Raw genomic sequence first — 13335 nt, 5'->3', positions numbered from 1 at the left:
TACATTAGCCTCTTTGGATAGATGATTAAACAATTTTTTAAAACAACTCATCAAACAAACTCAACTGGTTATCCTCTGGCATATTGCCGAGAATGCCCATTTCATCCATCTTTTCAACCAAGGTTGAGGAAAGTCCGCCACGCTTGCGTAATTCTGTTTTAGAAAGAAATTCTCCCTCTTCACGCGCTCGTACCAACTGCTTGGCAACGTTCTCTCCCAGACCATCCATTGCTACAAATGGCGGAATGAGGGTATCCCCATCGATGAGGAACTCTGTCGCCTGACTACGGTAGAGATCGAGTTTTCCAAACTTGAAACCACGTTCCCACATTTCATTGACAATCTCAAGAGTTGTATAAAGATCAATCTCCACATTAGAAGCCTCATTGTTCTTCCGTTTTTCAGAGATTTCTTCCATTCTGCGCTTGATAGCATCCAAGCCCGCCCCCATGGTCTTGATATCAAATGCCTTAGCACGGATTGAGAAGTAAGCACAGTAGTAATAAATAGGGTGGTGAACCTTAAAGTAGGCTACACGCAAGGCCATCATAACGTAGGCTGCCGCATGGGCTTTAGGGAACATGTACTTAATTTTTCCACAGGACTCGATATACCACTCTGGCACCTTATTAGCCTTCATAGCTTCGATATAGCCATTTCTTTCCTCTTCGGAAATCTTCAGCCACAAGCCCTTACGTACGCGTTCCATGATGGTAAAGGCCATCTTAGGTTCCAGACCCGCATGCATAAGGTAAACCATGATGTCGTCCCGACAACCGATAACAGTTGATAGGTCCGCTATTCCTTGTTTAATCAAATCTTGTGCATTGCCCAGCCAAACGTCGGTACCGTGGGATAGACCTGAGAGCTGAAGCAACTCCGCAAAAGTCGTCGGATGGGTTTCATCGACCATCCCACGTACAAAGTTGGTTCCAAACTCTGGAATCCCCAGCATGCCCGTAGGCGTTCCGATTTGCTCAGGTGTTACCCCTAACACATCCGTCCCAGAAAAGAGGGCCATTACGCCTTCGTCATCCATAGGAATTTCATTAGGGTCAATCCCAGACAAGTCCTGCAGTTTCCGAATCATGGTCGGATCATCATGTCCTAGTACATCGAGTTTGAGGACGTTCTCGTCAATATCATGGAAGTTAAAGTGAGTGGTCTGCCATTCAGCCGTCACATCATCCGCTGGATACTGGACAGGCGTAAAGTCGTAGACATCCATGTAGTTAGGAATAACAACGATTCCCCCTGGGTGTTGTCCTGTCGTTCGTTTGACACCAGCAGCTCCCTGGGCTAGACGTTCCACCTCTGCATCACGATAAAACTTGCCATAATCTCGCTCATAGCCCTTGACAAATCCATAAGCGGTCTTGGCAGCCACCGTACCAACCGTTCCTGCACGGAAGGCATATTCCTCACCAAAGATATCACGCACATCCAAGTGGGCGCTAGGCTGATCCTCTCCCGAAAAGTTCAAGTCAATATCGGGAACCTTATCTCCATCAAAACCAAGGAAGGTCTCAAACGGAATATCCTGCCCATTTTTGCTGAGTTTGTGACCACAGTTCGGACAGTCCTTATTGGGCATATCAAAACCTGAACCATAAGAACCATCCGTGATAAACTCACTGTACTGACACTGACCACAGACATAGTGAGGAGAGAGAGGATTGACCTCTGTAATCCCAATCATGGTCGCAACGAAACTAGATCCGACAGATCCTCGAGAACCTACCAAGTAACCCCGTTCATTGGAACGTTGCACCAGCATCTGGGAAGCCAGATAAATCACGGCAAATCCATTCCCCAGAATAGAAGTTAATTCTTTTTCAATCCGCAAATCGACAATATCTGGCAGTGGATTTCCATAAATCTCAAATGCCTTCTTATAGGTTAACTCAGCGACCGTTTCTTCAGCCTTATCGATAAAAGGCGTATACAAGTCACCCTTAACGACCTCAACGGGTTCAAAGATTTCTGCCAAAGCATTGGTGTTTTCAATAACCAATTTGCGAGCTAGTTCCTCTCCCAAGAAGGCAAATTCATCCAACATCTCATTAGTCGTTCTAAAATGGGCTTTTGGCAGAGGAGCTGGTTGAGCATGTTCCCCATGACCGATAGTTCGGTTAATCATAGCCCCCTGTCCCAAACTACGGACAATAATTTCACGGTAAATCTCTTCTTCCGGTTCGATATAGTGGACATTCCCCGTAGCCAGAACGGGCTTGCCAAGGCGGTCTCCCACCTCTATCAAACTCTTGATAATGGTCTGGAGTTCTTCCATATCCTTGACCTGCTCCTTGGCAATCAAGGGGGCATAGATAGCTGGTGGCATGACCTCGATAAAGTCATAATACTTGGCCACCTCAACCGCCGCATCCACACCTTGGGAAACGACTGCATCAAAAACTTCACCTTCAGAGCAAGCTGAACCTAAAATCAAACCTTCCCGATGGGCATCTAGAACTGTTCTCGGAATTCGTGGCACCCCTTCAAAGTACTTGGTATTAGACAGAGAAACCAGCTTAAAGATATTTTTTAGCCCCACCTGATTCTTGACATAAATGGTCGCATGCTTGATCCGAGCTTTTTTATAAGAATCTGGACTAATCAAATCGATGTTAAGTCTAGCCAAGTCGGTTACACCATGTTTTTCTGCCACCTCTTTGATAAAGATGAAGAGCAGACGACCAGTAGCTTCCGCATCGTAGTTGGCCATGTGGTGATGTTCTAAGGCCACACCAAAACGCTTGGTCAAAGGCCCCAAACCATGACGTTTATACTCAGGGTAGAGATTTCTAGCAAACTCCAGCGTATCAATCACTGGCTGGCTAATCTTAGGCAGACCATGACGCTCATAGTTGGCATTCATAAAGCCAACGTCAAAGGTGGCATTGTGAGCAACTAAAACTGTATCCTTGCAAAATTCTTGGAATTCTTGTAAAACTTGTTCCAGTGGTTTAGCATTTTTGACATGATCATCTGTAATACCAGTCAACTCCGTGGTAAAGGCTGACAAAGGATGCCCAGGATTGATAAATTCATCAAATTCAGCAATGACATTCCCCTTATACATCTTAGAGGCCGCAACCTGAATCAAGTCATTATAAATAGCTGAAAGCCCCGTCGTTTCCACGTCAAAGACCACATAGGTCGCTTCTGACAAATCCATCTCCACTTCGTTATAAACAATTGGAACTCGGTCCTCTACAATATTGGCTTCCATTCCATAGATCAGCTGGATTCCCGCTTTTTTGGCCGCCTTATAGCCGTGTGGGAAGGACTGGACATTTCCATGGTCGGTGATGGCAACCGCCTTGTGTCCCCACTTAGCAGCTGTCGCAACGATTTCTTCAACCTCTGGTAGAGCATCCATAGTCGACATATTAGTATGAGCATGAAACTCAACCCGACGCTCACCTTCTGGCATCAAATCCTTCCGCTCATAGTGAACAACTTCCTGCACGTCTTGCACGTTCATCGTCAAATCGCGTGTGAAGTTATTCATCTCCACATTCCCACGCACTCGGAGCCAAGAATTTTTCTTAATTATATCAAATTTCTGAGCCTCTTCCTCGTTCTTAACCCACTTTTGCATAGAAAAACTGGAAGTGTAGTCTGTCATTTTAAAGTTGATCAAAACACGCCCTGTTCTGGTCACTTTTTGCTCCACATCAAACACAACCCCTTCAAAGACCAAACGATTTTCCTCCGTCGTCACTTCGATCATAGGAGTAATCTCCGCCTTGTCCAGCTTTGGCTTAGCCGTAGCCTTTTTAGCCTGAAAATCAAAGGCTGGTTTCTCTTCCGCTGGAGGAGGTGCCATCTGTTCCAGTTGTTCCATAGCACGGAGCGCTTCCTCATTAGCAGCTTGAACAATCTGCTCATTTTCAGTATGAAAGGCCTCTTCCTGCTCTTGGGTCAGCACATCATTTTTCTCTACTTGACAATTAAAAGTTGGAAAGCCAAACTTCTCAAGTTGTTTAGCTAAATTAGGAAGATGATTTTTCTTAAAGTGTTCCTTATCAATCGCCTCAGATCCTTCAATAAATAGCTGATTGCCCTCAGCACGAACTCGCAGATTTTGATAAAGAGATTTAAAACCTTGACTAGCACATGGACCCTCAGAAAAAGCTTCTCTATAATAGGCTTGCAAGAGTTGATTTGAAAATTCTTGAGACAGAGCCTTGATTTCAAAAATTGCTTTATTACCTGTCTTAGAAAATTCCTCACTCAAACCTTTCTTTAATTCTAAAAAGATTTCAATCGGTAAAATATTAGAAAATACGAAATGAAACTCCCATATCTTACTAATTTTATGAACCACAACTCGCTCAATATCGGCCTGTGCTAAAGCAGGAGCCTGTCTCATTTCAGCAGGTATCCCCAGTTGATTCATCAAAATTTCAAAACTATTTGACATTCATTTTCCTCACATTATTCTCCTACTATTTTACCATACTTAGAGGTGTTTTCTAAAGACAAAAGGAAGCCACTAAGTGACTTCCTTCTAGAGTGAGGACTGATTAGTCTTCACCTTTGTTTTTCTTAATGATTTCTTCTTGTACTGACTTAGGTACATCTTCGTAGTGGTCAAATACCATCATGAATGTACCACGTCCTTGAGATGCAGAACGAAGAACTGTTGCGTAACCGAACATTTCAGCAAGTGGAACGTAAGCACGAACGATTTGGCTGTTACCGTGTGCTTCCATACCATCTACACGTCCACGACGAGCAGTTACGTGACCCATAACATCACCAAGGTTTTCTTCTGGAACAGTGATTGTTACAAGCATCATTGGCTCAAGGATAGCTGGTTGTGCTGATTTAGCAGCTTCTTTAAGAGCAAGTGAAGCCGCAATCTTGAAGGCAGTTTCAGATGAGTCGACATCGTGGTATGAACCATCGTAAAGCTTAGCTTTAACGTCAACCATTGGGTAACCTGCAAGTACACCGTTAGCCATAGATTCTACCAAACCTTTTTCAACCGCTGGGATAAATTCACGAGGAACCACACCACCGACGATTGCGTTTTCGAATTCGAATCCTTTACCTTCTTCGTTTGGAGTAAATTCAATCCATACATCACCGAATTGACCTTTACCACCAGACTGACGTTTGAAGAATCCACGTGCTTGAGTAGAAGCGCGGAATGTTTCACGGTAAGATACTTGAGGAGCACCTACGTTTGCTTCAACTTTGAACTCACGACGCATACGGTCAACAAGGACGTCAAGGTGAAGCTCACCCATACCAGAGATAACTGTTTCACCAGTTTCAACGTTTGTTTCAACGCGGAATGTTGGATCTTCTTCAGCCAATTTTTGAAGGGCGATACCCATCTTGTCTTGGTCAGCTTTAGATTTTGGCTCAACCATCAATTGGATAACTGGTTCTGGAACGTTGATTGACTCAAGAATGATTTTAGCTTTTTCATCTGTCAATGAGTCACCAGTTGTAGTATCTTTCAAACCAACGGCAGCAGCGATATCACCTGAGTAAACAGTGTCAATTTCTTGACGGCTGTTGGCGTGCATTTGAAGGATACGTCCGATACGCTCACGTTTACCTTTAGAAGTGTTCAATACGTATGAACCTGATTGAAGAACACCTGAGTAAACACGGAAGAATGTCAAACGACCTACGAATGGGTCTGTCATGATCTTGAAGGCAAGAGCTGCAAATGGCTCTTCATCAGATGCTGGACGAGTTTCTTCTTCATCTGTATCTGGGTTGATACCTTTGATCGCTGGGATGTCAAGTGGGCTTGGAAGGTAGTCAATAACCGCATCAAGCATCAATTGAACACCTTTGTTCTTGAAGGCAGAGCCACACAATACTGGGAAGAATTCAACGTTGATAGTCGCTTTACGGATACCAGCTTTCAATTCTTCGTTAGTGATTTCTTCACCTTCGAGGTATTTCATCATCAATTCTTCGTCAGTTTCAGCAACTGCTTCGATCAATTTTTCACGGTATTCTTGAGCTTGGTCAAGGTATTCAGCTGGGATGTCTTCTTCAAGGATATCTGTACCAAGGTCGTTAGTATAGATTTCAGCTTTCATCTTGATCAAGTCGATGATACCACGGAAGTCATCTTCAGAACCGATTGGCAATTGGATTGGGTGTGCATTCGCTTGAAGACGATCGTGAAGTGTGCTTACAGAGTAAAGGAAGTCAGCACCGATTTTGTCCATTTTGTTGGCAAATACGATACGTGGAACTCCATACTCAGTTGCTTGACGCCAAACTGTTTCAGTTTGAGGCTCAACACCTGATTGTGAGTCAAGAACGGTAACAGCACCATCCAATACACGAAGAGAACGTTGTACTTCGATTGTGAAGTCCACGTGTCCTGGTGTGTCGATAATGTTTACGCGGTGGTTGTTCCATTGAGCTGTTGTCGCAGCAGATGTGATAGTGATACCACGTTCTTGCTCTTGCTCCATCCAGTCCATTTGTGACGCACCTTCGTGAGTTTCACCGATTTTGTGGATTTTACCAGTGTAGTAAAGAATACGCTCAGTAGTTGTTGTTTTACCAGCATCGACGTGAGCCATGATACCGATATTACGAGTTTTTTCAAGTGAAAATTCGCGTGCCATGAGGTTTGTTTCTCCTATTTATTTTTGATTTCTATTCTATTATAACATGATTTTAATAAAAACGGATAGGCAGGACCTACCCGTTCTCAATGTTTTCATGCTATTGTTGGTTTCAACTTGTAGATTTACAAGTTGAATTGAACTCGGGCTAAAGTTAATTAGCCGATTTGAGCCGGAACGGGATGCTGTGTGAAAAAGATAAACTTCCTTGTATTCGTCGAATACTGCGTCAGTTTTCTATTTTCACCTTGCATCCTTACCGTTCCTAGCATCATGATCTAGTTGAGCTCAAGCTAAAAGTCTGGAGAAAAAGATGAATCTCATTGGTTGCAATCGCAACCTGCTTCGATTCCCTATTTTCTCTGGGACTTTCTTAACGCTTTCGCATCCTATATTACCAACGGAAGTGTGCGAATGCACGGTTAGCTTCAGCCATACGGTGAGTGTCTTCACGTTTCTTAACAGCTGCACCAGTGTTGTTAGCAGCGTCCAAGATTTCTTTTGCAAGACGGTCTTGCATTGTGTGTTCACCACGAAGGCGAGCGATTGTTACCAACCAACGAAGTCCAAGTGTTGTACGACGTTCTGGACGAACTTCAACTGGGACTTGGTAGTTAGAACCACCAACACGACGTGCACGTACTTCAAGTACAGGCATGATGTTTTCCATAGCTGTTTCAAATACTTCAAGTGCATCGTTTCCAGTAGCTTCTTTGATTTGCTCAAAGGCACCGTAAACGATTGAAGCAGCTGTACCACGTTTACCATCAAGCATAACGCGGTTGATAAGACGAGTAACTAGTTGTGAATTGTAAAGCGGATCTGGCAATACGTCACGTTTTGGAGCTCTATTTTTACGACTCATTTCTCTTTATCCCCTTTCCTTATGCTTTTGGACGTTTAGTACCGTATTTAGAACGGCCTTGTTTACGATCGTTAACACCTGCAGTATCAAGTGCACCACGGACGATATGGTAACGTACCCCTGGAAGGTCTTTTACACGTCCACCACGAAGAAGAACCACGCTGTGCTCTTGCAAGTTGTGTCCGATACCTGGGATGTAGGCAGTAACTTCGATAAGGTTGCTCAAACGTACACGAGCGAATTTACGAAGGGCTGAGTTAGGTTTTTTAGGTGTCATTGTTCCAACACGAGTTGCAACACCACGTTTTTGTGGTGAAGAAACGTTTGTTTGAACTTTTTTATGACTGTTGTAACCAACGTTCAAAGCTGGTGATTTAGATTTTTCTACTTTTGATTTACGCGGTTTGCGAACCAATTGGTTAATTGTAGGCATCTACATTCTCCTGTGTTTTTTTATTTTTGGTGATGATACACTTGGTGACAGCTATCATCTGTGTGTACTTTTGCAACATTTGTCAGCACGTCCCTGTACACTCTTGAGAGACCAAAAGTAAAAAGTACCGTGTATTATTGTAACAAAATTTTCCCTTGGTTGTCAAGATATTTTTCTTTTTTATTGTTAATTTTAGCTCTTTTGTAGTGCTCCCTAAAAAAGAAAAAGGAGGAATCCCACCCTCCTAAAGTTAGTATTGTTCCATTCAATCCCATCAATTTTAGCACATAATGGTTTTCGAGATATGATAGTATCACAACCAACCAGATTCTTTAGCGATATTGGCTGCCTCTGTTCGATTACCTGCATCTAGTTTCGAAAGAATATTGGTGACATAGTTTCGGACTGTTCCGTTGGATAGATAAAGTTTGTCTGCAATTTCTTGGTTAGAGAAGCCCTGAGCAATTCCCTTTAAAACTGCGATTTCTTGTTCTGTTAATGGATTGGGATGCGTCATCACCACTTCCATCAATTCAGGCGAATACTCCTTGCGTCCTTCTAGGACGGTGTGCAAGGTTTGCATGAGGTCTGCAATGTTTCTTTCTTTTAATACATAAGCATCTACTCCAGCCTTAACCGCACGTTCAAAATACCCAGGACGCTTGAAGGTCGTCACCACAACCACCCTTGTTTCAAGCTTTTCTGCTCGTATCCATTCCAAGACTTCAAGACCTGTCTTAACAGGCATTTCTACGTCAAGGATGGCGATATCCACAGACGCCTTTTTTAATAGTTGGATTGCTTCTTGCCCATTCTTTGCTTGAAAGACAGACTCTACATCCGGTTGAAGCGTGAGCAACTGGCACATGGCATCTCGCAACATACTTTGATCTTCTGCGACTAATACTTTCATCTACTTTCTCTCCTTATAAGGTAGTCGAACCTGAACTACTGTCGGTTGTTTCTGACTAATTACCTTTACTTCTCCCGAAAATGGAAGAACACGATCTCGAACTGTATGGAGGTCATCCCCCTTTATAGAAGTAAAGCCACAGCCATCATCTCTCACTGTTAGAATGAGTTCTTTCTCTGTCCGTTCTAATTTTAAGTAGACTTTAGACGCTTTAGCATGCTTGATGATATTGGTCACTAACTCAAGCAAAATCATGGAAGCCGTTGACTCCAATTCCTGAGTAAGGCTAGCGGTATCTAGTTGATTAGCCGTTTCCACCTCAATTCCAGCAATCTCTAGCATCTTTTTGACAGTTTCAAGTTCTGATGCTAAGGTCCGTGATTTCAGATTTTCCACAATGGTTCGCACTTCATTCATGGAATCCTTGCTGATCTGATGAATTTCTTTTAATTCCTTTTCCACCTGTGGATAAGCCTCCATCTGAAACAACTGCAAGGCTAAATCTGTCTTGACACTGAGCATAGCAAAGGTGTGTCCCAGACTATCATGCAAATCCTGACCGATACGACTACGTTCATTTTCAGCAAGCAATAGATTTATCTTGGCATTTTGCTTAGTCTGCGCTTCTTTCAAATCCTCCACAATCCGAATCCGAACCAATCCAAAAGTCATTAAATCGACAAAAGCAAGAATTACAAGTAGATAGAATAGAAACTCAACTTCGATTCTCTGAAAAATCAACAGTTGGCCCACAACAAGGACTTGAGCAAGAAGAAAAGTCCAGACATGTAAAGACTTTAAACTACGTACGCCAAAATGATAACTTAAGAGATTGGATAGGAAAAAGAAAAACCAGATATAATTAACAGCAACAAAGACAGTATTCCCAACTACATAAGTCAGCATGAGGCCCCAATATAGCCAAGATAGGTGCTGGCTCTTAGTTGTTAAAACACCCAAATACGCCACTACAAATAGAATATCAAACAATAAATGCCATGCAGAAAGCCACCCAGTCACTACAGGTAGGACGGGGAAAATCATAAAAATCAAACTGGCCCAAAACATATAGTGTATGCTTTTCAGTCTTTCAAGCATTAAGCATTCTCCTTATGACCTTGAAGGTAAATAGTCAAACCAAACAAAACTACTGAAAAAACAAGTAGATAAACTGTGGCCGATAGATTGATGCTACCCTCGTTTAAGAAGGTCTTGAGCAACTCCATCAACTGATAAGTTGGTAGACACTTCCCGATTGCTTGCATCCAGTCTGGAAATAAAGAGATGGGCATCCAGAGTCCGCCTAAAACAGCCAAGCCTAGATAGAGAAGATTGCCCACGACAGACATCAGCTGACTAGAAGGCAAGAGTGTCAAGGTCAAGCCAAGCGCTACAAAAGCTACACTTCCTACTATCAGCAAGAGCGCAGCCCCAATCCAGCTTCCTAAAGGCATATCCACACCTCTGACCAAGTGCCCAACTGAGAAAACAACCAGGATTGAGACCAGATAATCAACCATCATACTTGTTATCTTTGATAGATAATATTCTACCATATTTACCGGAGTATGGCGCAATGTTTTCTGCCAGTTGTTGATTTTATCTGTATGTAAAACAGCTGGGAATGAGAAGATAGCTGTCGACATCATGGAAAAGGCAGTCATAGAGATAAGGTAATCACGCATAAAATTCGCGGGTCCACCTGGTGTGTCCTGGTACATGCCTGAAAAGAATAAATAGAAGGCTGTCGGCATCCCTACGGATAATAGATAATAGACTAATTGTCGTTTGGTCAATAGAAATTCTATCTTGTTTAGTGCGATCCATCGTTTCATCTTAGTCATCTCCCTTTTGTGTTTCTTCAAAGATTGTATCCAGCAAGCTACGATTATTGACTTCAATTTCTTGAATCCTACATCCTGCTCGGACTAATAGTTCCCAGAAAGCATCTGCTTCGCGTGTGACTACTTGTAGAGCATCTTGTTTTTGTGACCAGTTTTCAACCAAGTTCGACTGTTCGACAACTTCCTTATATGCTAGAGGAAGGATAAAATGCTTTTCAATCTCCTCACTACGCATAGCTAGAGGCGTCGTATCACGAATCAACTCTCCCTTATTCAAGACCAAAATCCGATCAGCTGTATGTTCTACCTCTTCGATATAATGGGACGAATAGAGAATGGTAACTCCCTTAGCTTTTAGTTCCTGAACAATTTCCCAAAAGCGTTGACGAGTTGAAGTATCCATGGCAGCAGTTGGTTCATCTAAAAAGACAAGCTTTGGTCGCCCAATCAAGGTCAAGACAAAAGAGAAGAGACGCTTTTGCCCGCCTGACAATTTTTCTGCCAACTGTTCTTTTTGTTGCTTATCAAACTGCAATAGTTGATCGATTTCCTGATTGCTCAAAGGATTTGGGTAAATGCTTTGAAAGAAAGCAATCAACTCTTTGACCTTTAATTTCTGAACGATGACATTTTCTTGAGGCAGGTAGCCTCTAATATAGTCTAACTGAGAACTCGTCACTGGCAAGCCTTGGATGGTTACTTGACCGCTTGTGACCAGTTTATCTCCAAGCAGACAGTCCAAGAGTGTGGTCTTCCCAGCACCATTGGGCCCAATCAAGGCGACGCATTCACCTTCAGCTATCTCAAAGGAAATGTCCTTCAAAATAGCTTTACCCTTGATGTTTTTATTTAGGCTTTCTACCTTAATCATGTTCATGATATTCTCCTTTCAACCACTCCTTTCCCATCGGAAAGGTGATAAAAATCATAAATCCTAATCCCCAGGCACCACGGATAAATTGGTAAAGGAAGGCTTGATCAAACCAACCTGTAAACATTGCGACTAGCCATATCACTAGTGACAGACCGATAAAAAGATAGAGAAACGCTTTTTTCATTTTTCAAACTCCTTTTTCACATCTGAGACCAATTTCAAACCTTCTCGGATCAACCAAGACATCATGCCAAAACCTGCAAATAACTCCCAAGGAAAATGATAGAAGCCTTCATCCAATCCTGAAAACATGAGATAGGTCATGACTCCTGCTGCTACTAAACTCATTGCGACAATTACTTTATCTTTCATTTTTTCTTCCTCCATTTGATATATCTAGTATAATTCTTTGAAGGTAGAATCACTAGAATCTTCTGTCATGAAGAGATATGACAAATGTCATAAAAGATTCTGTTCAAAACAAGCAAGATACACTATACAATAAAACACAAGTAGAAAAATCTAAGGCAGCTTCCTTAAAAGAAATATCAAACCCAATTCACACTATATTGAAAACTAATACTTATTTAAAATCAAAAGATCGGAAATTTTTATCGTACAAAACAGATATATTATAGGCAGCACAAAAAAGCTCTTCAATTACTTTCTTAAAAGTTTGTAAGAATTATACAATCTGTTAAATTTTAATTTATGTACCTAAACTACAGTATTTATTGAACAAATCAGGAAACAAAAAAGTATACTCAATCAAAATGAATTACTGAAATTAAAAAAGAGAGAAGCAAACTAATTCTCTCTTAATGTATATAATATCTAGTTAAAACAAAAAAGATACGCTTACGTATCTCTGTAATGAATCGGGAAGACAGGATTCGAACCTGCGACACCTTGGTCCCAAACCAAGTACTCTACCAAGCTGAGCTACTTCCCGAGTTAAATAGAAAAATGCACCCTAGAGGAGTCGAACCTCTAACCGCCTGATTCGTAGTCAGGTACTCTATCCAGTTGAGCTAAGGGTGCTCATTAGTTTATGCCGAGGACCGGAATCGAACCGGTACGATCGTTACCAATCGCAGGATTTTAAGTCCTGTGCGTCTGCCAGTTCCGCCACCCCGGCCTCTCTAAGCGAACGACGGGATTCGAACCCGCGACCCCCACCTTGGCAAGGTGGTGTTCTACCACTGAACTACGTTCGCACTGTTTTCTTCTATCTAAAAATGCCGGCTACATGACTTGAACACGCGACCCTCTGATTACAAATCAGATGCTCTACCAACTGAGCTAAGCCGGCTCATTTATTATATCTTAATGCGGGTTAAGGGACTTGAACCCCCACGCCGTTAAGCGCCAGATCCTAAATCTGGTGCGTCTGCCAATTCCGCCAAACCCGCATATATGACCCGTACTGGGCTCGAACCAGTGACCCATTGATTAAAAGTCAATTGCTCTACCAACTGAGCTAACGAGTCTAAAATAACTTGCGTTATCTTAAACGGTCCCGACGGGAATCGAACCCGCGATCTTCGCCGTGACAGGGCGACGTGATAACCGCTACACTACGGGACCTTTGGGAGTTAACGGGATCGAACCGCTGACCCTCTGCTTGTAAGGCAGATGCTCTCCCAGCTGAGCTAAACTCCCTAGAGCTAAGCGACTTCCATATCTCACAGGGGGCAACCCCCAACTACTTCCGGCGTTCTAGGGCTTAACTTCTGTGTTCGGCATGGGTACAGGTGTATCTCCTAGGCTATCGTCACTTAACTCTGAGTAA

The 13335-nt window shown here is 42.6% G+C and carries 10 protein-coding genes, 9 tRNA genes and 1 rRNA gene; all 20 read right to left on the bottom strand.

Features of this window, described 5'->3' with window-relative positions:
- Nucleotides 1-37 precede the first annotated feature (37 nt).
- The 20 genes from QM843_RS03900 to rrf all read right to left on the bottom strand — a co-directional run bounded on the left by QM843_RS03900 (nucleotide 38) and on the right by rrf (nucleotide 13325).
- Entirely contained in the window at nucleotides 38-4429 is a 4392-nt protein-coding gene (locus QM843_RS03900) for a PolC-type DNA polymerase III (protein WP_414304546.1), read from the bottom strand.
- Between the two features lie 103 nt (nucleotides 4430-4532).
- A complete protein-coding gene (gene fusA / locus QM843_RS03895; RefSeq protein ID WP_000090348.1) occupies nucleotides 4533-6614 on the bottom strand; it encodes an elongation factor G in 2082 nt (693 codons plus the stop codon).
- A gap of 394 nt (nucleotides 6615-7008) precedes the next feature.
- A complete protein-coding gene (gene rpsG, locus QM843_RS03890) occupies nucleotides 7009-7479 on the bottom strand; it encodes a 30S ribosomal protein S7 (RefSeq protein ID WP_000087873.1) in 471 nt (156 codons plus the stop codon).
- A 19-nt stretch (nucleotides 7480-7498) separates the two neighbouring features.
- Nucleotides 7499-7912 (bottom strand): 30S ribosomal protein S12, encoded by a 414-nt coding sequence (rpsL, locus tag QM843_RS03885; protein WP_001142332.1) that lies wholly within the window; start codon nucleotides 7910-7912, stop codon nucleotides 7499-7501.
- 313 nt (nucleotides 7913-8225) lie between these two features.
- Nucleotides 8226-8825 (bottom strand): response regulator transcription factor, encoded by a 600-nt coding sequence (locus QM843_RS03880; protein ID WP_000866712.1) that lies wholly within the window; start codon nucleotides 8823-8825, stop codon nucleotides 8226-8228.
- The gene (locus tag QM843_RS03875; protein WP_414304545.1) at nucleotides 8826-9923 is read right to left on the bottom strand and encodes a sensor histidine kinase; all 1098 of its coding nucleotides are present in this window, start codon (nucleotides 9921-9923) and stop codon (nucleotides 8826-8828) included.
- Complete coding sequence (locus tag QM843_RS03870) at nucleotides 9923-10660, bottom strand: ABC transporter permease (protein ID WP_414304544.1); 738 nt, start codon at nucleotides 10658-10660, stop codon at nucleotides 9923-9925. Before QM843_RS03870 ends, QM843_RS03875 begins: the two co-directional genes overlap by 1 nt.
- Before the next feature lies 1 nt (nucleotide 10661).
- Entirely contained in the window at nucleotides 10662-11546 is an 885-nt protein-coding gene (locus QM843_RS03865; RefSeq protein ID WP_414304543.1) for an ABC transporter ATP-binding protein, read from the bottom strand.
- Nucleotides 11533-11727, bottom strand: a complete 195-nt coding sequence (locus QM843_RS03860) for a hypothetical protein (protein ID WP_414304542.1) — start codon at nucleotides 11725-11727, stop codon at nucleotides 11533-11535. Before QM843_RS03860 ends, QM843_RS03865 begins: the two co-directional genes overlap by 14 nt.
- Entirely contained in the window at nucleotides 11724-11930 is a 207-nt protein-coding gene (locus QM843_RS03855) for a hypothetical protein (RefSeq protein ID WP_025171345.1), read from the bottom strand. Before QM843_RS03855 ends, QM843_RS03860 begins: the two co-directional genes overlap by 4 nt.
- A gap of 491 nt (nucleotides 11931-12421) precedes the next feature.
- Nucleotides 12422-12495, bottom strand: a tRNA-Pro gene (locus QM843_RS03850).
- A gap of 15 nt (nucleotides 12496-12510) precedes the next feature.
- A tRNA-Arg gene (locus tag QM843_RS03845) sits at nucleotides 12511-12584 on the bottom strand.
- A gap of 11 nt (nucleotides 12585-12595) precedes the next feature.
- Nucleotides 12596-12681: transfer RNA gene (locus QM843_RS03840), tRNA-Leu, on the bottom strand.
- Nucleotides 12682-12688: 7 nt separating this feature from the next.
- A tRNA-Gly gene (locus tag QM843_RS03835) sits at nucleotides 12689-12760 on the bottom strand.
- Nucleotides 12761-12782: 22 nt separating this feature from the next.
- A tRNA-Thr gene (locus QM843_RS03830) sits at nucleotides 12783-12855 on the bottom strand.
- An 18-nt stretch (nucleotides 12856-12873) separates the two neighbouring features.
- Nucleotides 12874-12955, bottom strand: a tRNA-Leu gene (locus QM843_RS03825).
- A gap of 5 nt (nucleotides 12956-12960) precedes the next feature.
- A tRNA-Lys gene (locus QM843_RS03820) sits at nucleotides 12961-13033 on the bottom strand.
- Between the two features lie 24 nt (nucleotides 13034-13057).
- Nucleotides 13058-13130, bottom strand: a tRNA-Asp gene (locus QM843_RS03815).
- Nucleotides 13131-13132: 2 nt separating this feature from the next.
- A tRNA-Val gene (locus QM843_RS03810) sits at nucleotides 13133-13205 on the bottom strand.
- A 4-nt stretch (nucleotides 13206-13209) separates the two neighbouring features.
- A 5S ribosomal RNA gene (rrf, locus tag QM843_RS03805) occupies nucleotides 13210-13325 on the bottom strand.
- Between the last annotated feature and the right edge of the window lie 10 nt (nucleotides 13326-13335).

Source organism: Streptococcus mitis (assembly GCF_047463435.1).
GTDB classification, from domain to species: Bacteria; Bacillota; Bacilli; order Lactobacillales; family Streptococcaceae; genus Streptococcus; species Streptococcus mitis_DS.
The sequence above is the reverse complement of the archived record's forward strand: the minus strand, read 5'-3'. Positions and strand labels throughout refer to the sequence as shown.

Bases quoted from the DNA above. Each gene is read 5' to 3' on its own strand.
- rpsL (WP_001142332.1), bottom strand. From the start codon at position 7,912: ATGCCTACAATTAACCAATTGGTTCGCAAACCGCGTAAATCAAAAGTA.
- rpsG (WP_000087873.1), bottom strand. From the start codon at position 7,479: ATGAGTCGTAAAAATAGAGCTCCAAAACGTGACGTATTGCCAGATCCG.
- QM843_RS03860 (WP_414304542.1), bottom strand. From the start codon at position 11,727: ATGAAAAAAGCGTTTCTCTATCTTTTTATCGGTCTGTCACTAGTGATA.
- QM843_RS03875 (WP_414304545.1), bottom strand. From the start codon at position 9,923: ATGCTTGAAAGACTGAAAAGCATACACTATATGTTTTGGGCCAGTTTG.
- QM843_RS03855 (WP_025171345.1), bottom strand. From the start codon at position 11,930: ATGGAGGAAGAAAAAATGAAAGATAAAGTAATTGTCGCAATGAGTTTA.
- QM843_RS03900 (WP_414304546.1), bottom strand. From the start codon at position 4,429: ATGTCAAATAGTTTTGAAATTTTGATGAATCAACTGGGGATACCTGCT.
- fusA (WP_000090348.1), bottom strand. From the start codon at position 6,614: ATGGCACGCGAATTTTCACTTGAAAAAACTCGTAATATCGGTATCATG.
- QM843_RS03880 (WP_000866712.1), bottom strand. From the start codon at position 8,825: ATGAAAGTATTAGTCGCAGAAGATCAAAGTATGTTGCGAGATGCCATG.
- QM843_RS03865 (WP_414304543.1), bottom strand. From the start codon at position 11,546: ATGAACATGATTAAGGTAGAAAGCCTAAATAAAAACATCAAGGGTAAA.
- QM843_RS03870 (WP_414304544.1), bottom strand. From the start codon at position 10,660: ATGAAACGATGGATCGCACTAAACAAGATAGAATTTCTATTGACCAAA.